18 protein-coding genes and 1 other RNA gene are annotated in these 22,233 nt (G+C 69.2%); 12 read left to right on the top strand and 7 right to left on the bottom strand.

Translation table 11 applies throughout. The features are described 5' to 3' along the window. Window positions 1–10: 10 nt before the first annotated feature. The 5 genes from HXX10_RS01350 to HXX10_RS01330 form a co-directional block, all read right to left on the bottom strand. Window positions 11–892: a nucleotide-binding protein gene (locus tag HXX10_RS01350; protein WP_296519536.1), complete on the bottom strand. Its 882-nt coding sequence runs from the start codon at window positions 890–892 to the stop codon at window positions 11–13. After that, window positions 889–1,683 (bottom strand): thymidylate synthase, encoded by a 795-nt coding sequence (gene thyA, locus HXX10_RS01345; protein ID WP_296519535.1) that lies wholly within the window; start codon window positions 1,681–1,683, stop codon window positions 889–891. Before thyA ends, HXX10_RS01350 begins: the two co-directional genes overlap by 4 nt. A 156-nt stretch (window positions 1,684–1,839) precedes the next feature. After that, window positions 1,840–2,835, bottom strand: a complete 996-nt coding sequence (locus tag HXX10_RS01340) for a tripartite tricarboxylate transporter substrate binding protein BugD (RefSeq protein WP_296519534.1) — start codon at window positions 2,833–2,835, stop codon at window positions 1,840–1,842. Between the two features lie 304 nt (window positions 2,836–3,139). Then, the gene (locus tag HXX10_RS01335) at window positions 3,140–4,645 is read right to left on the bottom strand and encodes a tripartite tricarboxylate transporter permease (RefSeq protein ID WP_296519533.1); all 1,506 of its coding nucleotides are present in this window, start codon (window positions 4,643–4,645) and stop codon (window positions 3,140–3,142) included. A 37-nt stretch (window positions 4,646–4,682) separates the two neighbouring features. Then, a complete protein-coding gene (locus HXX10_RS01330; RefSeq protein WP_296519532.1) occupies window positions 4,683–5,522 on the bottom strand; it encodes a tripartite tricarboxylate transporter TctB family protein in 840 nt (279 codons plus the stop codon). Between the two features lie 523 nt (window positions 5,523–6,045). Between HXX10_RS01330 and ssrA the strand changes: the two genes are divergently transcribed. The 5 genes from ssrA (at window position 6,046) to HXX10_RS01305 (ending at window position 9,418) form a co-directional block, all read left to right on the top strand. Beyond that, window positions 6,046–6,416: a transfer-messenger RNA gene (gene ssrA, locus HXX10_RS01325) on the top strand. Window positions 6,417–6,666: 250 nt separating this feature from the next. Next, window positions 6,667–7,266 carry an SspB family protein gene (locus tag HXX10_RS01320; protein ID WP_296519531.1) on the top strand — a complete coding sequence of 200 codons (600 nt, stop codon included), beginning with the start codon at window positions 6,667–6,669 and terminating at the stop codon, window positions 7,264–7,266. 133 nt (window positions 7,267–7,399) lie between these two features. Then, on the top strand, window positions 7,400–8,791 hold the full coding sequence (gene fumC / locus HXX10_RS01315) for a class II fumarate hydratase (protein WP_296519530.1): 1,392 nt from the start codon (window positions 7,400–7,402) through the stop codon (window positions 8,789–8,791). Between the two features lie 151 nt (window positions 8,792–8,942). Beyond that, the gene (locus HXX10_RS01310) at window positions 8,943–9,131 is read left to right on the top strand and encodes a DUF4169 family protein (RefSeq protein WP_296519529.1); all 189 of its coding nucleotides are present in this window, start codon (window positions 8,943–8,945) and stop codon (window positions 9,129–9,131) included. Continuing rightward, window positions 9,128–9,418 carry a ribbon-helix-helix domain-containing protein gene (locus HXX10_RS01305; protein ID WP_296519528.1) on the top strand — a complete coding sequence of 97 codons (291 nt, stop codon included), beginning with the start codon at window positions 9,128–9,130 and terminating at the stop codon, window positions 9,416–9,418. Before HXX10_RS01310 ends, HXX10_RS01305 begins: the two co-directional genes overlap by 4 nt. A 243-nt stretch (window positions 9,419–9,661) precedes the next feature. On the opposite strand, the gene HXX10_RS01300 is transcribed toward HXX10_RS01305, so the two are convergent. Next, window positions 9,662–13,552: an AsmA family protein gene (locus HXX10_RS01300; protein ID WP_296519527.1), complete on the bottom strand. Its 3,891-nt coding sequence runs from the start codon at window positions 13,550–13,552 to the stop codon at window positions 9,662–9,664. 147 nt (window positions 13,553–13,699) lie between these two features. Further along, window positions 13,700–15,130 (bottom strand): FAD-linked oxidase C-terminal domain-containing protein, encoded by a 1,431-nt coding sequence (locus HXX10_RS01295; RefSeq protein WP_296519526.1) that lies wholly within the window; start codon window positions 15,128–15,130, stop codon window positions 13,700–13,702. A gap of 93 nt (window positions 15,131–15,223) precedes the next feature. Between HXX10_RS01295 and HXX10_RS01290 the strand changes: the two genes are divergently transcribed. The 7 genes from HXX10_RS01290 to HXX10_RS01260 all read left to right on the top strand — a co-directional run bounded on the left by HXX10_RS01290 (window position 15,224) and on the right by HXX10_RS01260 (window position 21,758). Next, the gene (locus HXX10_RS01290; RefSeq protein ID WP_367141917.1) at window positions 15,224–15,742 is read left to right on the top strand and encodes a thioesterase family protein; all 519 of its coding nucleotides are present in this window, start codon (window positions 15,224–15,226) and stop codon (window positions 15,740–15,742) included. 309 nt (window positions 15,743–16,051) lie between these two features. Then, window positions 16,052–18,886 (top strand): ATP-dependent helicase, encoded by a 2,835-nt coding sequence (locus tag HXX10_RS01285; RefSeq protein ID WP_296519525.1) that lies wholly within the window; start codon window positions 16,052–16,054, stop codon window positions 18,884–18,886. 62 nt (window positions 18,887–18,948) lie between these two features. Next, the gene (locus tag HXX10_RS01280; RefSeq protein WP_296519524.1) at window positions 18,949–19,404 is read left to right on the top strand and encodes a hypothetical protein; all 456 of its coding nucleotides are present in this window, start codon (window positions 18,949–18,951) and stop codon (window positions 19,402–19,404) included. 8 nt (window positions 19,405–19,412) lie between these two features. Then, window positions 19,413–19,700, top strand: coding sequence for a type II toxin-antitoxin system HicB family antitoxin (locus tag HXX10_RS01275; RefSeq protein WP_296519523.1), 288 nt, complete (start codon window positions 19,413–19,415; stop codon window positions 19,698–19,700). A gap of 116 nt (window positions 19,701–19,816) precedes the next feature. After that, on the top strand, window positions 19,817–20,323 hold the full coding sequence (locus HXX10_RS01270) for a DUF29 domain-containing protein (RefSeq protein WP_296519522.1): 507 nt from the start codon (window positions 19,817–19,819) through the stop codon (window positions 20,321–20,323). A 170-nt stretch (window positions 20,324–20,493) separates the two neighbouring features. Beyond that, on the top strand, window positions 20,494–21,009 hold the full coding sequence (locus HXX10_RS01265; protein ID WP_296519521.1) for a heme-binding protein: 516 nt from the start codon (window positions 20,494–20,496) through the stop codon (window positions 21,007–21,009). A 134-nt stretch (window positions 21,010–21,143) separates the two neighbouring features. Continuing rightward, window positions 21,144–21,758: a L,D-transpeptidase gene (locus tag HXX10_RS01260; protein WP_296519520.1), complete on the top strand. Its 615-nt coding sequence runs from the start codon at window positions 21,144–21,146 to the stop codon at window positions 21,756–21,758. Window positions 21,759–22,233: the final 475 nt, after the last annotated feature.

Here is a 22,233-nt window from a genome sequence, read left to right as displayed (position 1 = left end):
GGGGGTTACGTCACCCGGACGATTCCGCCGGTTCGCCCCAGCGCGCGTAGAGCGCGGCGAGCCTGGGTGTCGGGGTCCACCATTCCTCCGCCTGATTGGGTGGCGCCAGGAGAACATGCATGTGCGGCCAAAGAATTCGGACCGGCTGCCCGAAGGTCGCCCGAGCGGCCGGACCGTCGACTTCGCCCGAGATCACTGCGTCCGCCAAAGCCTCCAAGAAAACGAAGAGACGACGCAGACCGTCATGAGCCGGCTTCTCGTCGTCGTCGTATCCGTACGGGCTCGACGGTATCTCGCGCACGGCTGCCCTGGCGCTCAGCAACTCCGGGCCGTTCCATGCCGCGACGAGCGCATCCAGCCTTTCCGGTGAGCGGCCTCCCGCCTCCGCCGCGACGGATTCGCGCACGGCGTCGGCAGGCGGTGCAAGCTGTTCGCGGATCGACCGTCGCACCCGGTTCGCCGCTGGCCCGAGCGCGGCGATCAGGTTCTTGTCCGACCTGTCGGACGCATAGGTCAGCGGCGTCAGGCCAAGCAGATCGGTCGGAAGGTGAAGCGGCTCCGCCGAGCGCGGTACCACGAAGAAGCAGCGCGAGAGGCCGAGCGCGCCGACGAACAGGCCGAACTCGAAGATCACATTGTCGCGGACGACCGAAACCCGAGAATCCCGCAATTGCAGGACATCGTACGCCGTGAAGGCAAAAATCGCGAACTCGAACCTGCGCGTGGCGGCGAGGAGATCGACGATCGCACTGCTGCTCGGCCTGAAGACGTCCTGGGTCCAGACGGTCGGCTCGGCCGTATAGTCGAGATGCTCCTGCAGCCCATAAGCGACATCCAGTCCTTCCACCGAAGAGGCGATGAAAACGGATGCCCCGGGCCGCGCCGAAGTCATTTCGACACCTTGGCCGGAATATGGGGATGGGTCCGATAGTCGGCGAACTCGAAGTCGTCGTAAGCGTAGTCGAAAATCGTGGCAGGACGCCGCTTGATGAGAAGCCTCGGCAACGCCAGGGGCGCCCGCGTCACCTGCAGCTTGGCCTGCGCCAGATGGTCGGAGTAAAGGTGACAGTCCCCGCCGGTCCAGACGAAGTCACCCGGCTGCAGGTCGAGTTGATCGCAGAACATATGGGTCAACAGCGCGTAGGACGCGATGTTGAACGGCACGCCGAGGAACACGTCGGCGGAGCGCTGGTAGAGCTGGCAGGAGAGCTTTCCGTCGGCGACGTAGAGCTGGAACAGGCAGTGGCACGGGGCGAGCGCCATCTTGGGCAGCTCGGCCGGGTTCCAGGCCGAGACGATGATGCGGCGCGAATCGGGATCACGGCGGATCAGGTCGAGCGCCTGAGCAATCTGGTCGATGGTGCCGCCGTCCGGCGCCGGCCATGAGCGCCACTGCCGGCCATAGACCGGGCCGAGGTCGCCGTTCTGGTCCGCCCATTCGTCCCAGATGCTGACGCCGTTCTGCTTGAGGTAGCCGATATTGGTGTCGCCGGCCAGGAACCACAGAAGCTCGTGCACGATCGACTTCAGGTGCAGCTTCTTGGTGGTGACCAGGGGGAACCCATCCGCCAGATCGAAACGCATCTGGTGGCCGAACACCGAGCGCGTGCCGGTGCCGGTGCGGTCGCGCTTCTCCACGCCCTCGGCAAGGATGCGCGCCATCAGTTCGTGATACTGCCGCATGGGTCGGGATCGTCCGTCCGCCTAGAGGCCGCGCCGGACGGCGCGACTCGCGGCCAAACACTAACGCCCGCCCCGCGTGAGCGGAACGGGCGCTGTGGACGATGATGATGCGAAAATCTTCACCTCCCCCTGGAGGGGAGGGTAAACACACGAACCTCAGTTCCCCGGGCCGGCGGTCTTGATCACCCGACTCCAGCGGTCGACCTCGCTCCGCACCAGCGAGGCGAGCGCCTTCTGGCCACGGCGGTCGCCCTCCGGCAGGTCGCTGCCGAGATCGAGCAGCCGCTTGCGGGTGGTCTCGTCGGTGAGCGCCTTGTCGAGCGCCTCGCTGAGCTTGTCGAGGATCGGCTGCGGCGTCCCCTTGGGGGCGAACACCGCGTTCCAGGCCGACACGGAATACTCCGGCAGGCCGGCCTCCTTGGTGGTCGGCACGTCGGGCAGCGCCGGGTTGCGCTCGGCGGTGGCGATGGCGTAGGCGCGGATCGAGCCGCCCTGCACCTGCGACACCACATTGACGATCTGGTCGCACATGTAGTCGACCTGCCCACCCACCAGGGCATTCATGGCCGGTCCCGTGCCGTTGTAGGGCACCGCCGTCGGCTTCACGTCGAGGATCGAGTTGAGCAGCAGGCAGGTCGTGTAGGATACCGACCCGACGCCCGCATGCGCCATGTTGAGGGTGGCGGCGTTCTTCTTCACATGCTCCGCGAACTCGGCGAGATCCTTGGCCGGATAGTCCTTCCTGGCCAGGATCAGGATCGGCGTGCCTGCCGCGAGCCCGACCGGCTCGAAGTCGACGGACGGGTCGTAGGCGAGGTTCGGATAGAGCGGCACGGCGGCCGCGTGGGTTCCCATGTGACCCATGATGATCGTGTAGCCGTCGGCGGATGCCCGTTTAGCCCGGGTCGAGCCGGTGGTGCCGCCCGCCCCGACGACATTCTCGATGACGATCTGCTGGCCGAGCGTCCGCGACATGTGATCGCTGACGATGCGGGCGACGACGTCGGTCGGCCCGCCCGCCGCGAACGGCACGATCATGGTGACGGGACGGACCGGATAGGTGCTGCCATTGCTGCCCTGCGCGACCGCGGCGCCGGCGGTCGCCAGCAGGCAGCCGGCCGCGAGCATGGCCGTGAACCTTCGAACCGACATGACGAACTCCTTGTTGCGTTCCCCTGGACCGATCAATTCGACTTTTCCGACAGTGACATGGCGTCAGCCGCCCTTGGCATGCGGCGACCCTGATCCGGTTGAAGTCGAGGACATGCGCGGCCATTCGGCCGCATTGCTCTGATTGGTAGAGAATTGTGACGCCTGCAGCCCATGCGTCAGGCTGTCGCAGTCCGCCCACCCGGACACCGGCCCAAGCGCGGAGCCACTGCCCAGGTGATCACCCATAAAAAAACAGCGCCGCGACGGAGTCGCGGCGCTGTCGGGATCGACCGTGCGGAGACGGCTACTCTTCGACGAAGACCTCGTCGCGCTTCTTGCGGATCATCGGCAGGAGGGCGACGACCAGGAGCAGGGTCGCGACCGCGAGCAGGCCGGCGGAGATCGGGCGAACCAGGAAGGTGGTCGGGTCGCCACGGGCGATCAGCATGGCGCGGCGTAGGTTCTCCTCCATCAGCGGGCCGAGCACGAAGCCGAGCAGCATCGGGGCCGGCTCGAAGTCGTGCTTGGACAGCCAATAGCCGACCAGGCCGAAGGCCGCCGTGATCAGCACGTCGGAGGGCGAGTTGTTGATCGAGTACACGCCGATGCAGCAGAAGATCATGATGGCGGGATAGAGGAGGCGGTAGGGCACCCGCAGGAGCCGCACCCACACGCCGACCAGCGGCAGGTTGATGATCACCAGCATGGCGTTGCCGAGCCACATCGAGGCGATCATGCCCCAGAACAGCTCGGGCTGCTTGGTCATCACCTGCGGACCCGGGACGATGCCGTGGATCGTCATGGCGCCGACCATCAGGGCCATCACGGCATTCGGCGGGATGCCGAGGGTGAGCAGCGGGATGAACGAGGTTTGCGCGGCAGCGTTGTTGGCGCTCTCCGGTGCCGCCACGCCCTCGATGGCACCGCGGCCGAAGCGCGACGGGTCGCGGGCCACCTTCTTCTCGAACGTGTAGGCCGCGAACGCCGCGATGACGGCGCCGCCGCCCGGCAGAATGCCCAGAATGCTGCCCAGCACGGTGCCGCGGCCGATCGCCGGGGCGCAGGCCTTGAGGTCGGGCCAGGTCGGCATCAGACCGGTGAGCTTCGCGTTGACGACGTCGCGCGAGTCGGTGTGCTCGAGATTGCGCATGATCTCGGCAAAGCCGAACACGCCCATCGCCACCGTGACGAAGCCGATACCGTCGGCCAGCTCCGGGATGTCGAAGGACATGCGGGACTGCCCGGTCTCGATGTCCGATCCGACCATCGACAGGATCAGCCCGAGCAGGATCATGGTGAGGGCCTTCACGACCGAGCCCTTGGCGAGCACCACCGCGAAGATCAGGCCGAGCACCATCAGGGAGAAGTACTCGGCCGGGCCGAACAGCAGCGCGATCGAGGTCAGCGGCGCGCCGAGCGCCGCCACCAGCACGGTCGCGACCGTGCCGGCGAAGAACGACCCGATGGCCGCGATGGCGAGCGCCGGGCCGGCGCGGCCCTGGCGGGCCATCTGGTGCCCGTCCAGTGTCGTCACCACCGAGGCCGCCTCGCCTGGAATGTTGACCAGGATCGACGTGGTGGAGCCGCCGTACTGGGCACCGTAATAGATGCCGGCCAGCATGATCAGGGCGCCGACCGGCGGCAGCCCGAAGGTGATCGGCAGCAGCATGGCGATGGTCGCGAGCGGACCGACCCCGGGGAGCACGCCGATCAGGGTGCCGACGAGGGCCCCCAGCATGCAGAAGCCGAGATTGGCGGGCGAGAATGCGACGCCGAAGCCGAGGGCTAGATTGGCGAGCAGATCCGTCATGACTTGGACACTCTCGATCGGTGAGGCGCGGGAGCGCTCAACGGAAATTCAGGAAGGTCGAGAAGGACAGGGTCTGTGCAGGCCAGAGCTGGAGCGGCAGGTTGAGAGCGATGGGAAACACGAGCACACAGAAGCCGGTGAGCACCGCGGCCCAGATCGCGGTCTCGATCCAACGGACCTCGTCGCTTCCGGCCGCGACCGCGATGATGCTGACATAGCTGGCGATCACCATTCCGAACTGCCGGATCGTCATGGCGAAGACGAGCGTGCCGATGGTGATGAACAGCGGGCCCCGCCAAGCGTAACGCTCGAGACCGGGCCCCTGGGTGAACATGCCGACGATCATCACGATCAGGCTGAGGCCGGCCAGGATGGAGGCAAAGATGCGCGGGCCGGTGCCGGGCCCGAAGGCGAAGCCGCGCAGGCCCGGCAGATCGGCCGAGGCCCACAGCATGAACAGCGCCAGTCCGAACAGGGCGAGGCCGCCGTAATAGTCGCGCGGATCGCGAACCGGCCAGCGCAGCACGACGAGGCCGATGGCGAAAGCGAGCAGAAGAACGCCGCAGGCCAGCAGCGCGTTTCCGGTCACCGAGCTGGAGGCCAGGTTCCACCAGCCGCCGAGAGCCAACACCCCGACCAGGGCCGGCGAGACCACCGATGTGACCGTGCGTTTCTGTTCGACGGCTCCTTGAGAAGACGCTTGTACGCCCTCGGACATCAAAATCCTCCTTGGTCCTGCAGCGACCCCACGAGCCCGAATTTTGATGTGTCCTACCATAAGGTCGCCGGCAGCAGGAAGCACACGATGGCCGATTTGTGAATTGCGCAGACGCGAATCGCGCGAGTGCTGAGCAGACGCGACGATCCGGATGATCACGACCGAGGATCCCCGGTATGATTACTCCAGTGGGCTTCCGGTCGGGTGCGCTGCGGCCGACACTGATGCGGCAGTGCGCTTCTGCATGCCCGATCGGCGGCGGGCGCATTGCACCTGCGTTCATGCCGCAGTGCAACACGTCACCCCGCGACCGTATGCGGGGTGTCCCGGCGACGACCATGCATCCAAACCATGCACGCGACCACTCGCGCGCTACGCGAAACGCACCCGCATGCGCGGCGCTCCGGCTCGTATCGCAAGAGAGAACGCGGACGACTCGTCGGCGCGTTTTCAAGATTCGCACAGGCTCCACCGAGGGACGCGGCGGGAGGCGGCTCGGCAGACGTCGGTTCGTGACAGCACTGCGTCGTGGGCAACCGCTGCGTCAGGAGCATCTCGAGCAGACGGTCCGGATCGGGGCGGCAAGGCGACGATCTGGACGACGGCCGCGCCGTCTTGAACGAGCCGGGAATCCTGCGCGACGCATGCGCTCGAGCACAACCGCACCGTCTTCGCGTCCCGGTCCCTTCCGTCGCGCCCCGGTTGCTCCTATATTGGAGATGCCGGCTTGCCGGCTATGGCGATAAATGGCCGTCGTAATAAACCTTTCGGACCCGGGGGCGGTACCCGGCGCCTCCACCGGAGCCCAGTGCGGTCGACGACGAGGATCGATGCTGGGTTGCGGCGGGGGCGAAATAGGATCGACGAGGGCGTAAAGGACGTGTTTTTGCCCGGCATGGTTCCGCCGTTATCGGGCCAATGCAATAGTTGCCAACGACAACTATGCTCCGGTTGCTCAGGCCGCGTAAGCGGTTTGAAATACCGATCTTCAAGTCCTGACGGGTAGCACCGGCAGGCGGGGTTCGGAGGCACCTGGCAACAGAAGCCTCCACTCGTTTTCTCGACCTCCGGCTCGACTCGACAGCATCGTCGCGGGCTCGACCAGGGACCGCAGCACGACGACGGGCCGCGATACAAGGCGCCTTTCGGAGTCCCGGTGCCGGCGCGATCATCGTTCCCGCCCTGCCCTCCGCGCCGGGACCGAGCGGCAGCGTGATGGCGGTGGGGTGGAATTCCTCCGACCCGGCGCCTACGATCAGCAGCGAATCGTGCGCTGCACCATGCCCCGTGCCGAAGGTCCGCCATGCCGACCGACTACATCCGCTACGACATTCTGACCCAGAACGCGCTGCGCGGCGTCGTGCGCACGGTGCTGTCGGATGCCGCCACCAAGGGGCTCCCGGGCGAGCACCATTTCTATGTCAGCTTCGACACACGGGCGCCGGGCGTGAAGCTGTCGCCCCGCCTTCTCGCCCAATATCCGGCCGAGATGACGATCGTCCTCCAGCACCAGTTCTGGGACCTGACCGTGACCGAGGACGGCTTCGAGGTCGGGCTCTCGTTCAACGGCATTCCGGAGCGGCTGATCGTGCCGCTGACCGCCCTGAAGGGCTTCTTCGACCCATCGGTGCAGTTCGGGCTCGAATTCGCCATGCAGTCCGACCTCGAAGGCGAGGAGCCCGAGGGCGAGGCGGCGACCACCAGCGAGCCTGCCCCGGCCGGATCGACGCCCATCAAGGCGGCCGGCCCTGCCCGCCCGGCGGCGCTCCACAAGCGCATGCCGCCGGCATCGCCCGAGCCGCCCACCCCCGCCAACCCGGCCCCCGAGGCCGGCGAGCCGCCTCCCGACAAGCCGGCCGGCGGCGGCGAGGTGGTCCGGCTCGACCGCTTCCGCAAAAAATAGCCCGGACGACACCGTCGCTCCGATGGCCGGCTCCGCGCCGTCTCGGGCGCCGAGCGATGCCGAGCCGCGACCGTCGCGGCGCGGGAAACCATGACGGCGCAGGCGATCATCCGTCCGGTCAGGGAGACCCATCATGACGACGACCCGCACCGAGACCGACACGTTCGGGCCGATCGAGGTTCAGGCCGACCGCTACTGGGGGGCCCAGACCGAGCGCTCGCGCCGCAACTTCCGGATCGGCGAGGAGCGGATTCCGATGCCCCTGATCCGGGCGCTGGCGCGGGTGAAGCGGGTCGCCGCCGAGGTCAATGGCGAGCTCGGCCTGCTGGCGCCACCGCTCGTGCGGGCGATCGTCGCGGCGGCCGACGAGATCGTGGCCGGGCGCTTCGACGACCATTTCCCGCTGGTGGTCTGGCAGACCGGCTCCGGCACCCAGACCAACATGAACGTCAACGAGGTGATCGCCAACCGGGCGAACGAGCTTTTGGGGGGCCGCCTCGGCGCCAAGGCGCCCGTGCACCCGAACGATCACGTCAACATGAGCCAGTCGTCCAACGACAGCGTGCCGACCGCGATCCATGTCGCCGCCGTCGAGGAGATCGCCGAGCGGATGCTGCCCGCGCTGGCCCACCTCGAGACGGCGCTGGAGGAGAAGGCGTCGGCCTTCGAGCCCATCGTCAAGATCGGCCGCACCCACCTGCAGGACGCCGTGCCGCTGACGCTCGGCCAGGGATTCTCCGGCTATACGGCGCAGGTCGGCTCAGGCGTAGCCCGCATCGAGACGGCACTGCGCGAGCTCTATCCGCTGGCCCAGGGCGGCACGGCGGTCGGCACCGGCCTCAACGCTCCCGCAGCGTTCCCGGACGCCTTCGCGCGCCGCATGGCCGATCTGACCGGATTGCCGTTCACCAGCGCCGCCAACAAGTTCGAGGCGCTGGCGGCGCACGACGCCGTCGTCTTCGTGCACGGCGCCATCGCGGCGGCGGCAACCGGCCTGTTCAAGATCGCCAACGACATTCGCCTGCTCGCCAGCGGGCCGCGCTCCGGCCTCGGCGAATTGCTGCTGCCCGAGAACGAGCCGGGCTCGTCGATCATGCCCGGCAAGATCAACCCGACCCAGAGCGAGGCGCTGACCATGGTGTGCTGCCAGGTGTTCGGCAACCAGACCACCATCACGACCGCCGCGAGCCAGGGTCATTTCGAGCTCAATGTATACAAGCCGGTGATCGCACTGGCACTGCTGCAGTCGGTGCGGCTCGTCACCGACGCGGCGCGCTCCTTCGCCGACCATTGCGTCGCCGGCATCCGGGCAAACGAGAGTCGGATCGCCGACCTGACGAGCCGCTCGCTGATGCTGGTGACGGCGCTCGCCCCGTCGATCGGCTACGAAAAGGCCGCGGCCATCGCCAAAGCTGCCCACGCCAACGGCACGACGCTGCGCGACGAGGCGATCCGGCTCGGCCATGTCACGGCCGAGGAGTTCGACCGGCTGATGCAACCCAAGGCCATGACCCGCCCGGATTGACGAAACGCTTGTTTCCGTCCCCAGTATAGCAAGTCGCGACCGTCGCGAATCCGTGCGACGCGTCGCCTCTCCTGTCGGCCGGCCGTGGTTTCGCCAGTATCGGGACCTAACCCGCCGATCGAAAACATCCTTGCCCCCGAAGGAGACCGCCATGGCCGAGATCGTCAACCTGAGGAGAGTCCGAAAACGCGTCGACCGCGAAAAAGCTGCGGAACGCGCCGGCCAGAACCGTGTTCTTCATGGGATGCCGAAGGTGGAACGGACGTTGCTCGCGGCTCAGAACAAGAAGTCGGACCGCGGGCTCGACCAGCATCGGCTCGAGACGGGAGAGGGTGAATGAAATCGCCAGTCGTGAAACGCTCGATCGTGATTGCTGGACACAAGACGAGCGTGAGCCTCGAAGATGCCTTCTGGAAGGCGCTGAAGGAAATCGCCGGGGCACGCCACATCACCCTGTCGGACCTGGTGTCGACGATCGATTCCGACCGCCGGCACGGCAACCTGTCCTCGGCGATCCGCCTGTTCGTGCTCGATCATTACCGTTCCGGCGGAACCGGCGGGACGGGCTCCTCGTCCGGCCACGAGACCTCCGAGCGCACGCCGCAATCGGCGATGCGGGCAAGCTGACGCAGCCCCGCCGCCACGCCGACCTGGATGCCCGGCCTCGCGCCGGGCATCGCCGTTCCGGGTGCCCTCCGGAGGATTGCCGGGGCGGGTCCGGGTCTCCCGAACGGCCGAACCGGCCCGACTCGAAACGCCGTCGCGGTCACGATCGAGCGGTCGAATGATACCGTCGCGCACTGACGGTCCCTTCGGTCCGATGGCCGCCGCCCCCGGATCCGGGCGTCAGTCCACCGGATTTCTACGTGTTCACTGAAAATTGAAGAGCTGCTGCATCAGCGACCGCACCGGCGACGGCGCCTCCGGCTGAGGCTGGGCCTGTGCGCTCGCTGGCGGCTTCGGCGCCGGCGGCCGGGCGGCGGCGGCGGTCGGCTGGCCCGGTGCGCCGGGCGGCGGCGGGGCGCCCGTCGTCGGACGCACCGGCTGAGGACGAATCTCGATCGGCGGCGGCAGCGCCGGCGCCGCCTCGACGGGACGGGTGGTCGCGGTCGGCGTCGGATCGGGCTCGGGCCGGAGCGCGGCAGCCGCCGCACGGTCGCGGGCGAGCCGGTCCTGCTCGGCAGCGGCGCGGGCCGTGGCCTCCCGGCCGGCCGCCTCGCGGGCGGCGGCCTCCCTGGCAAGCCGCTCCTTCTCGACCCGCTCCTTGTCCAGTCGGACGCGCTCGGCGGCCGCGACGGCGTCGCGGCGCTTGGCCTCGCGCTCGGCCGCCTCGACCCGCTTGGCCTCCTGCTCGACGCTGCGCAGCGTCACCCAGGTCACCAGCGCCGTGGTGTCGACCGCGCGCTTGGGCGCCGCCAGTGGGCCGCGCAACGTCACCGCCAGCTCGGGACGGCGGCCGCCGGGACCATCGTCGCGAGCCGGCGCGGCCAGCGTGAACCGGGCATCGAGCACCTCGGTGCCGAGATCGAGGCCGGCCGTCAGCGCCACGGTCGTCCCCTCGACGGTCGCCTCCATGGGACCGAGCCTCACCCGCCCATCCGTGATCGACAGCGCCCCGCCCGCCTTCGCCACCGTGAGCCGACCGGCGTCGAGCGCGGTGCCGAGATAGCCGCCGAGCCGTTCGAGCGGCAGGCCGCGCTCGGCCGCCCGGACGCCGGCGTCGACCGCCATCGGGTCGAGCCCGGAAAGCTGCGCGCCGTCCACCGTGACGGCGCCGCTGCCGGACAGCGCGCCGATCAACGCGGCCGGGCTGAGCCCTACCCCATCGAGATCGGCCGACAACGAGATGCGCCCTTCGGCCGGCGGCGTCTTGCCGGCCCCGGGCAGAAGCTTCGCCAGATCGGCGCCGGCGAGCGCCAGGCGGGAGCGCAGCGCCAGGCCGGCCGGAACCAGCCGCAGCTCGGCGTCGGCCGAAAGGGCGCCATCGGCGAGCTGAGCCTTCAGGCCTTCGAGAGCCACCGCGCCGCCGTCGAGCCGCGCCACGGCCTTCAGGTCGCGGGCGACGAGGCTCGGCAGCAGGACCGCGCGGCCCGCCTCGATCTCGACGCGCCCGTGCAGATCGGCGAAAGCCGGCCGCCCGAACGGCTCGGCCGACCACGCGTCGGCCGCCGGAGCAGCCCCATCGCGCGGCGCCGGGCGGCGGGTCGCGCCAATGAGCGCCGCAAGCACCGGCGCCACATCGAGGTCGGTCGTCTCGATCCGGCCCGCCACGGTGCGGGGCTCGGACAGCGTCATGCCGAGATGGCCCGTCACGGTGGCGCCGGCGATGCGGCCGGCGAGCTCGTCGAGCCGCAGCTCGGTCGGCGACAGCCCGACCCGGGCGCGCAGCGACACCGGCAGCGGCGACGCGCCGCCCGCGGCGGCCGCCAGCGCCTTGGCGTCCGAGGCCGTCACCGAGACGTCGGCGCGTCCCGAAAACCCTGCCGCGTCACGGCGGCCCTTGCCGGAGGCGGCCACCCACAGGCCGCCGGAGGCGACGTCGACCTTGGCCTCGACCTCGCCATCGAGCCGGCCGCTGCCCGACAGGCTGACGGTGGCGGGCCGCCCATCCGCGGTGACCAGCCGATCGAGACCGATCAGTGCGGCGAGCGCGGCACTTTCTTTCGCCTCCACGGTGCCGTCGAACCTGATCTGGGCGGCCTGCGGCGCGGCCGGATCACCGGTGCCGCTGGCCGACACGGCGAGCCGCATCGCCCCGAGCCGGCCATCGACCGTGAGCTTGGCGGCCGAGCGGGCCGGGCCGCCGGCCGCCGTCGGCTCGGCCGAGGCCGGCGCGACCTCGAGCTTCGCCCGCAGCTCGGCAGCGCCGAGCGACGACGCGTAGCGGCGCAGCGTCGCCGCCGACTCCGGAGCGAACTCGCCGGCGAGCGCGACGAGGGCATCGGCGCGCGGCGCCTTGAGCAGCAGCGTCACGGCCCCCTGCGGTGCCGTGATCGAGGTATCGATCCGACCCGAAGCGTCGAGGCTGGCGCCGCGCAGGTCGCCGACGGAGAGGCGGTCGATGGTCAGGCCGCTGCCGTCGAAGCCGAGCCTGGCGTCGACCCGGTCGGCCGTGACCCGGCCCCAGAACGCCTTGCCGGCCGAAACCGCGAGGGTCGCTTCACGCGGCCATTCGGCCCGCGTCCCGCCGAGCGCGCCCGTCACCAGGGCGGCGGCGCCTTCGAGATCGATCTCGGCCGCCTCGAGCGTCGCGTCGAGGCGAGCCGGGCGGCCGGCCGCCGGCCGGGTGTAGGCGAAGCGCCCCTCCACGGCCTTGCGGTCGATCTCGACCGACAGCGCCTCGACGGCGAGATGGTCGCGGTCGAGCGTGACGTCGCCCTTGGCCCGCAGGGTCCCGATGGACTTCTGGGGCGCGTCCTTGGCTGACGCGTCCTTCGGGGGCGCGTCGCCGCGCCCCTCGAGGAAGGCCGACAGGGCACGCGGATCGGCCGAGTCGATGCTGACCGGGCCGGCGAAGGCGAGATCGGGACCGGATGCGGCGAGCGTGCCGCTCAGCCGCACCTGGGTGAGGCCCGGCGCCCGCAGCTCGATGCCGTCCAGCGTGACGCCGTCCGGGCTGGTCGTGGTCCCGGTGGCGAGCGTGCCGCGGAGCGTCTGCAGGACGCCGCCGCCGACATTGAGCGAATCGATGTCGAGCGTCGCCTTGACGGGCAGCGGCGGACGCAGCGACGCGACCAGGCCGCGCAGCCCCTCCTGCAGGACCTCCGGCGGCCGCCGGTCGGGCGTCGCCGGCCCGGCGATGCGGTCGAGATCGAGCTGCCGGCCCGACACCGAAAGATCGAGCCGCGGGAAGCGGCCGAGCATGAGATCGGCCGCGCCGGCGAGGCGCAACGCCCGCTCCTCCGGGCCGTACTGGAACTCCGCCTGGGCGAGCTTGGCCCGCGACGCGGTCGCGTCGACGCGCCCGGTGAGCCGCCAGGGCTCGTGGGCGGCGGCACGGCCGGCCCCGCGCGCCGTGCCGGCTGCTCCGGCCGTGCCGGCCGGGCGGGCCAGCGTCAGAGCGCCCTCGAAGCGCGGCGCGGCGCCGCCGAGCCAGAGCGTGCCGTCGGCCTCGACCAGCAGGGGCCGGTCGAGCGGATCGATGTTCAGCCGGACCCGGATGCCGCCGTCGGCGCCCTGCCGGCCGGTGCCGAGGCGGACGCCGTAGAGCGTGCCTCCACTGACGAAGGCGCCCTCGCCGCGTAGCGGGCCGGCGAGCGAGCGCAGATCCCCCTTGAAGACGATGGAGTCGAGCGAGACGCTGCCGCCGCTGACCGCGTCGGACAGCACGGCGCGGCCGTTCTCGATCACCAGCCGGTCGATCGACAGGCGCTCGGTGTCGAAGCCGGCCGGCAGCGCCGGCGCGCCGATGCGGCCGGAGCCGTCGAGCGAGAGATCGAGCTGGGGCGCATCGACGGTGAGCTCGGCGACCCGCCATTCGCCGCGCAGCAGCGGCCCGAGCGCCAGCTCGACTCGCAGGGAGCGGGCGGACAGCCGGGTGCCGCCGGCCGCCAGCGCGACGCCGGCGAGATCGAGCGAGGGTGTCGGCAGGACCCGCACGGCGATCGGCCCGTCGATCCGGACGGGCGTTCCGACGGCGCGGCTCGCCTCCGCCTCGAAGGTCTCGCGCCAGCCGTCCCAGTCGACGAAATACGGCCCGACCAGCGCCGCGAGCAGCGCCAGGATCATCGCCACAGCCAAGCCGAGAAGCGTCGTCTGCACGTGCGCGCTCCGGACGGACTTCGTCAGACGCCTCGATGTTGCGTGGATGCAGGCGCCAGCGAGATCTTCGCGCGCCGCCGAGTCGAGGCCCCCCGTGAACTCGAACTCTCGCGAGAATCGGCGGCGATTATATGTCGGTCGGGCCCATCAGCCGCAAGCGACGATCTTGCCGGGGTTGAGGATGCCGGCCGGATCGAGCGCCGCCTTGATGGCCGCCATCACGGCGAGCGCCGGCTTGCCCAGCTCGGCATCCAGATACTTCATCTTGCCCTGGCCGATGCCGTGCTCGCCCGAGCAGGTGCCGTCCATGGCGAGTGCCCGCTCGACCAGCCGCTCCAGCAGCGCTTTTGCGCGCGATACCTCGGCGTGGTCGTCGGTGTCGACCAGCAGCGCGAGGTGAAAATTGCCGTCGCCGACATGGCCGACGATCGGGGCGACGAGACCGCTCGCGGCGATGTCGACCTGGGTCGCGGCCACGCATTCGGCGAGCCGCGAGATCGGCACGCAGACGTCGCTGGCGATCGACTTCGAGCCGCGCCGCAGCGCCCCGGCGGCCCAGTAGGCGTCGTGCCGGGCCTGCCACAGCTTGGTGCGGTCCTCGGCCCGGGTCGCCCAGTCGAACGGGCCGCCGCCGAACTCTTGGGCGATCTCGCCGAAATGCGCCGACTGCTCGGCGACGCTCGCCTCGCTGCCGTGGAATTCGACGAACAGCACCGGCGTCTCCGGCAGGGTCAGGCGCGAATAGGCGTTGACGGCCTTCACCTGCAGGGCGTCCATCAGCTCGATACGGGCGACCGGGATGCCGGTCTGGATCGTCGTGATGACGGCGTTGCAGGCCGCCTCGACGGTCGGGAACGGGCAGACGCCGCCCGAGATCGCCTCCGGAATGCCGTGCAGCTTCAGCGTCAGCTCGGTGATGATGCCGAGCGTGCCCTCCGAGCCGACGAACAGCCGGGTGAGGTCGTAGCCGGCCGACGACTTCTTGGCGCGCCGCCCCGTGATCATCTCCTCGCCGTTCGCCAGCACCACCTTCATGGCCAGCGTGACGTCCTTCATGGTGCCGTAGCGCACCGCATTGGTGCCCGAGCAGCGGGTCGCCGCCATGCCGCCGAGCGCCGCGTCGGCGCCGGGATCGAGCGGAAAGAACAACCCCTGGTCGCGAAGATGCTCGTTGAGCTGCTTTCGCGTGACGCCGGGCTCGACCACCACGTCGAGATCCTCGGAATGCACGGCGAGCACCTTGTTCATGTCTCGCGTGTCGACCGAGATGCCGCCGAACGGCGCGTTGACCTGGCCCTCCAGCGACGTGCCGGTGCCGAACGGGATGATCGGCACCCCGTTGGCGGCGCAGATGCGCACGATTTGTTGAACGTCGGCCGTGCACTGCGGGAAGACGACGGCGTCGGGCGGCTGGTTCTCGACCCAGCTCGCCGTGTTGCCGTGCTGCTCGCGCGTCGCCGCGGCGGTGACGACCAGATTGCCGAATTCTGCCGTGAGTGCAGCGACGGTGGACTCCATCGTGGAACGGGAGGGTCGCGGAGCCGGCGGCGCGGCGGCCAGGGTCGCGGACGCGCTCATGCCGATTCGACCGTGCGGGCCGGTGTGCGGCGCAGCGTCGGAATCCGGGGAGATCGGCACGACTTCGTCGTGAATCGCTGACATACTGACATCATGAACATCATGCTGGACCATGCCGACCTGAAGCCGGTGTTTTTCGCGCCGTTCGTCTCGTCCGCCATGCGGATCGAGCCGGACTGGATCGACTACAACGGCCATCTCAACATGGCCTACTACAACGTGCTGTTCGACCGCGCCGCCGACGAGGTGTTGGCGCTGATCGGCGCCGGGCTCGACTACGTCACGCTCAAGCGCCATTCGTATTACACGGCCGAGACCCATGTGCGCTACCTGCGGGAGCTGAAGGCCGGGGACGCGGTGCGCGCAACCTTCCAGCTCCTCGGCCACGACGCCAAGCGGATGCACTATTTCGAGCAGCTCTTCCATGCGACCGAGGGCTGGATGGCGGCGACCATGGAGGTGATGGCGCTCCATGTCGACATGGACGCCGGCCGGGCCGCCCCGACCCCGCCCGTGATCACGGCGCGGCTCGCCGAGATGAAGGCCTCGCACACCATGCTGCCCCGCCCCGAAGCCTCCGGCCGCCGCATCGCCATGCCCGAACGGGCTTAGTTTCTCTTCACCTCCCCCTGGATGGGGGAGGTCGGCGGACAAAGTCCGCCGGGAGGGGGAGATCGGCGAAGCCGACGTTTGGGACTTCACCCCACCCCGGTGCGCGCCTTTGGCGCGCCCCGACCCTCCCCCTCCAGGGGAGGGTAAGCGCCGGCGCATGCCCATGCCCCTCCCCTTGCGCCCGTGCGGGTGCCATCTTTAGGACGAACGATTCGCGTCGGTGGGCGCGCGCCGCGTGCGCGCCGGCCGTGTCCGGCCGCAACGGCCGGCAACCGAGCCGGGCCGTCGACCCGGCGATCTGGAACCGGAATGACCGAACCCTTCAAGCGATCCTTCGAGCCCGCGCCCCCTGCCCCGGCGCCGGGCGGCATCGCCGCGCGCGCCCGCGGCGCGCTTCGCGCGCCCTATCTCGAAGGCCTCAACCCCGAGCAGCGCGAGGCGGTCGAGACGCTCGACGGGCCCGTGCTGGTGCTGGCCGGTGCCGGCACGGGCAAGACCCGCGTGCTGACCACCCGCATCGCCCACATCCTCAGCCTCGGCCGCGCGCGGGCGAGCGAGATCCTCGCCGTCACCTTCACCAACAAGGCGGCGCGCGAGATGAAGACCCGCATCGGCGCCATGGTGGGCGAGGTGGTGGAAGGGATGCCGTGGCTCGGCACCTTCCATTCGATCGGTGCCAAGATTCTGCGCCGGCACGCCGAGGCGGTCGGGCTCAAGCCGGACTTCACGATTCTCGACGTCGACGACCAAATCCGCCTGCTCAAGCAGCTCATCGCCGCCGAGAACATCGACGAGAAGCGCTGGCCGGCGCGCCTGCTCGCCACCCAGATCGACCACTGGAAGAACCGTGGCCTGTCGCCCGACCAGGTCTCGGCCGGCGAAGGCGCCGCCTTCGCCAACGGCCGCGGCCGCGATCTCTACGCCGCCTATCAGGCGCGGCTGAAGACGCTGAACGCCGCCGACTTCGGCGACCTGCTGCTGGAGACCATCAGGCTGTTCCGCCAGAACCCCGAGGTGCTGCGGCAGTATCAGACGCGGTTCAAATACATCCTGGTCGACGAATACCAGGACACCAACGTGGCGCAGTATCTGTGGCTCAGATTGCTGGCGCAGCGGGCGAGTTCAGCCGCGGTGCCGGCGGGGGCCGCGGGGGCCGTTGACCGGCCCGTCATTCCGGGGCGCGGACCACAGGTCTGCGAGCCCGGAATCCATACCCCCGGTGCCGATGCCTCACGAGAGACAGGGGTTATGGGTTCCGGGCTCGGCGCTGGCGCGCCGCCCCGGAACGACGGAGCAATTATGCAAAGTCCTTCACCGGGGAGAGGTGAAGCCGTGTCCGTGGCTACTGCATCGCCTCTCGGCCCCCCGAAAAACATCTGCTGCGTCGGCGACGACGACCAGTCGATCTATGGCTGGCGGGGCGCCGAGGTCGACAACATCCTGCGCTTCGACCACGATTTTCCGGGCGCCAAGGTGATCCGGCTGGAGCGCAACTACCGCTCCACTGGCCACATCCTCGGCGCCGCCTCGCATCTGATCGCCCACAACGAGGGACGGCTGGGAAAAACGCTGCGCTCGGAGGGCGAGGCGGGCGAGAAGGTCGTCGTCTCCTCGTCCTGGGATTCGGAGGAAGAGGCGCGCGCCATCGGCGAGGAGATCGAGCAGCTCCAGCGCAAGGGCCACCGGCTCGACGAGATCGCCATCCTGGTGCGTGCCTCGTTCCAGATGCGCGAGCTCGAGGACCGCTTCGTCACGCTCGGCCTGCCTTACCGGGTGATCGGCGGCCCGCGCTTCTACGAGCGCGCCGAGATCCGCGACGCCATGGCGTATCTGCGCCTGGTCAACCAAGCGGCCGACGACCTCGCCTTCGAGCGCATCGTCAACGTACCCAAGCGCGGGCTGGGCGATGCGGCCGTGCAGTGCCTGCACGACCTCGCCCGCGCCCGGCGCGTGCCGCTGCTGGAGGCGGCGCGCGTCATGAGCACGAGCGACGCCGTCAAGCCGAAGCCGCGGGCGGCGCTGCGCGACCTCGTCGCGGCGTTCGATCGCTGGCGCCAACAGCGCGACACGCTTCCGCACACCGAGCTCGCCGAGATCATCCTGGACGAGTCCGGCTACACCGAGATGTGGCAGAAGGACCGCTCCGCCGACGCCGCCGGACGCCTGGAAAACCTCAAGGAGCTGGTCCGCTCCATGGAGGATTTTGAAAATCTGCAAGGTTTCCTCGAGCACGTCGCCTTGGTGATGGACACAGATCGTGGCGAGGATCACGACGCCGTGTCCATCATGACGCTGCACGCGGCAAAAGGGCTGGAGTTCGACACGGTGTTTTTGCCCGGCTGGGAGGAAGGCCTGCTGCCGCACCAGCGCTCGCTCGACGAGAACGGCCGCGCCGGCCTGGAGGAGGAGCGGCGCCTCGCTCACGTCGGCATCACGCGGGCGCGAAAAAACGCCAGGATCTCGTTCGTGTCGAACCGGCGCATCCACGGCTCGTGGTCGTCGAGCCTGCCGTCGCGGTTTCTGGACGAGCTGCCTGAGCAGCACGTCCATGTCGAGGAGGCCAAGGGCGGCTTTTCCGGCTATGGCGGCCACGGCGGCGCCTACGGCTCGCGCTTCGACACCACGGCGGCGTTCGGCTCGAGCTACACGACGCCGGGCTGGCGGCGCGCCCAGAAAAACCGCGGCGGCTTCGAGGAAGACCCGCACGAGTACTCGCAGGTCGCTCCGGACGAGCCCGCCGGCCGGATGCGGGATGTCGGTGCGAGCGGGAGGTCCGCCACCCGGCCGAACGACATGTCCGGCGACTCGGCCAAGAAGGGCACGACGGGCGTCTCCTCGTCGTTCCCTCCCCCCTCGCGGGGGAGGGAAACGCGCGACGCGCGACGGGAGGGGGGTAGCCCCGGTGGAGGGCGTAGCGGCTTGTCCGCGACCGGCAACGGCGCGGGCCGCGCCCCGCTCACCATCGAAGGCGAGCTGGTCGCCCGCTCGACCGGCGCCGCCTCGGCCTTTTCGCGCGGCGACCGCGTCTTCCACCAAAAGTTCGGCTACGGCCGGGTGACGCTGGTCGACGGCAACAAGCTGACCATCCAGTTCGACAAGGCCGGCGAGAAACGCGTCGTGGACAGCTTTTTGAACAAGGCGTGAGCATGATCTTGACTATCTAACGTTAGCTAGATAGATTGAGGGCCGTTCAGTGGAGGGCGGTCATGCGCGCTATTCAGGTATCGACTGAGGTGTTCGCGGCCATTTGGAAGGCTCAGCAGGAAGGCGAACAGTCCGAGAACGCAATTCTCGCGCGTCTACTAAAAGTCGCCCCTGTCGCTGCACCTGGCTCTAGTGGAGCGGCAGGTTTCCGCGACGCGAGATATGGCATCGAATTTTCTGAGGGTTTCGAAATATTTAGGACTTACCTGGGACGAGAGCATAGAGCCAAGGCGACGGGAGGCTATTGGCAGCTACTCAAAACCGGTGAGAAATATCCGAGCCTGAACGAACTTAGCCGAGCGATCGGGACAAAAACAGAAAATGCCTGGGCCAATTGGTTCTATATCGATGCGAATGCCCATCGCGCCCCGATTTCCAGTCTCCGAGACGAGACCAAAATCATACGACGAAACCGGTCTAAGTTAACCAACATCACCTTGGACGATCTCGAACTGTGACCTCGCCCATGCCCCACTACGTCGCCGTCGTCGAGGACGCTGGGCCGGACACCGCGGTCGGGATCTGGTTTGCCGATCTGCCCGGGTGCTTTTCCGGCGGCGACGATCTGGACGAGGCGCTGCGCAATGCGCCGGAGGCGATCGTGCTCTACGCGGATGTCCTGGGCGAGGACGGCTGCGCCCTTCCGCCGGCCCGCACCCTGATCGATCTGAAGCGCGATCCCGAGATCGCCCGCGACATCGACGCGTTCATGGTGGCGCTCGTTCCCGCGCCCGCGACAGCCGACGCCGTCTGACCCCTTCGGGAGCCGCCGTCGTCGCAGCGCTCATAAATCCTAGACAAGGGTCCCGGATTTCGCTTCGCTCATCCGGGCTACAGGACCGAGGGGCTGCGAGCTCACCGAGGACCGCCATGGCGCCGCGTCGCGACGAGGTCACGACCGTTCCGAAGGAGCCGGACGCGCCGGCCGGCGGGCGCGCGTCCTACGACCGCGATTTCTACTCGTGGGCGCTGGAGCAGGCCCGCCTGGTCCGCGACGGGCGCCTCGACGCCATCGATCGCGAGAACGTGGCCGAGGAGATCGAATCCTTGGGGCGCGAGCAGTTCAACAAGCTGGAGAGCGCTTTTCGCGTGCTTCTCCTCCACATGCTGAAATGGGATTTCCAGCCGGAGCGCCGCTCGCGGAGCTGGGCGCTCTCGATCGAGACCCAGCGGATCGAGATCGAGGACATCCTGGGTGACAATCCGGGCCTGAAACCCCGCGTTCCGGAGGCCATCGCCCGGGCCTATCGCAAGGCCCGGCTCGAGGCGGCCCGGGAGACCGACATGGCGCCGGATCGCTTTCCGAGCCTTTGCCCTTACGGCCCTGACGAGATCGCGACGCGCCCCTTCGAGATCGCAGCGAAACCGAGCCCTTGATCTCCGCCGGGCGGCCCCGCGATCGCGACCGCCGACGCGGCGTAGGCACGCGCCCGCTTCCTCCCCCGTCCCACTGACGCAGATGTGACCAGACGGGGCTCGCTCCCGGCGCGCCGGCTCGCCTAGGCTGCGCGAGCCACGCCGAAAAGAGCGCGGCACGGGAGGATCACATGCAGTCGTTCGTTCGCCGCGGCGCGCCGGTCGCGCTCGCGTCTCTGATGGTGGCCGCCATCGCCGGCCAAGCCTCTGCCCAGCTCTTGACCGAGAAGAGCCTGTCGCTCGCCCAGGCCCTCACCATGGCGCAGACGGCCGCCGAGACCTGCAAGCAGCAGGGCTACCGCGTCACCGTCACGGTGCTGGGCCGCGAGGGCGAGACCCGCGTCGTGCTGCGCGGCGACGGCGCCTCGCCCCACACGGTCGAGAACAGCCGCCGCAAGGCCTACACGGCCCGCACCGTGCGGATGTCGTCGGCCGACTTCGCCAAGCGGCTGGCCGACCCGGCGACCGCACCGACCGCCACGGCCCAGGCGACCCTGCCGGGGTTCATCGCGCTCGCCGGCGCCCTGCCGGTCAAGGTCGGCGAGGAGGTCATCGGCGCCATCGGCGTGTCGGGCGCGCCGGGCGGCGAGCGCGACGAGGTCTGCGCCAGGGCCGGGCTCGACAAGATCGCGGCCGAGCTGAAATGACCCGGGACGCGGCAGGCAGACCCCAGGCCGACGGCGCCGGCCGGTAACCATCCCGCGAACCGTTCGGAACAGAACCGGCGCCTCGACGTTGGATAGCGCATCGTCCCCTTCGGCTCCTGTATCGAGTGAACCCCATGGCCCTGTTTCGCGTGCTGGTCCGTCCGGCGATCCTCGCCGCAACGCTCGTCGTTCCCCTCTGCTCCGCCGACGCCGCCGTCCTGGTGCGGATCGACAAGTCCAGCCAGCAGATGTCCGTCGTGGTCGACGGCGCGACCCGCTACTCCTGGCCGGTGTCGACCGGCCGGGCCGGCTTCGGCACGCCGAGCGGCACCTATTCGCCGCAGCGGCTGGAGCGGAGCCATTTCTCGCGAAAATACTACAACTCGCCGATGCCCTACTCGATCTTCTTCCATGGCGGCTACGCCATCCACGGCTCCTACGAGATCGCGCGGCTGGGCGGGCCGGCCTCGCATGGCTGCGTGCGGCTGCACCCCTCCAATGCCGCGACCCTGTTCTCGCTGGTGAAGCAGCACGGCGCCGGCAACACCCGCATCGTGGTGGCGGGCGGTTCTCCGGCCGGCGTGGCGCGGGCGCCCCGCGTGGCGCCGGAAGCGGCCCCGGAGGTCTCCTACCAGCCGCGCGCCGTCTATCCCTCCGACCCGTACCAGACGCCGTACTACCGGCCGTTCCAGCCGTTCGCACCACGCACCTATCCGGGCGGGCAAGGCTTCTATCAGGACCGTTGGTGAGGCCCCTGCCGGCCGGCCCGGCCTGTGGACAAGCCTGTGCACAGGCTTGTGGATGAACGGCCGGCAAGCTGTTGAAAACAAACCCGGTCGGCGACCGTGTGACAGTCGCCGGCGGGCATTCATGACAATGAGATGACGCTTTTCCCGGTTGTGCGACGACAGGTTGCAGACGCCTCTGGCCCTCGAAAAATCCTTCTTTTACAATTCATTAACCATATCCGTTAACGAATCGCTTTTGATATTCCGGTTGAATCTCGCGGTGAGCGCCGACTTCGTTAATGTGGATTATGAGGATATCCGGCGACAGGGCCTCGGGTGCTCCGCCCCGACCCGGCATGGTCGGGCAAAGCCTCGCCGGTCTCGCCGAAGCGCCGAGCCGCCGCTGGCGCGCCCCTGGCGTGTGCCTGTCCCGGCACCCCCTCGCTGTGGCCCGACCGACACCGCCACCCTTGCGCCGAAACCGCGACCGGGGTCT

Source organism: Rhodoplanes sp. (assembly GCF_013377085.1).
In the GTDB taxonomy this organism is placed as follows: Bacteria; Pseudomonadota; Alphaproteobacteria; order Rhizobiales; family Xanthobacteraceae; genus Rhodoplanes.
Note: the sequence above shows the minus strand (reverse complement) of the source record. Positions and strands in the feature narration are given on the sequence as shown.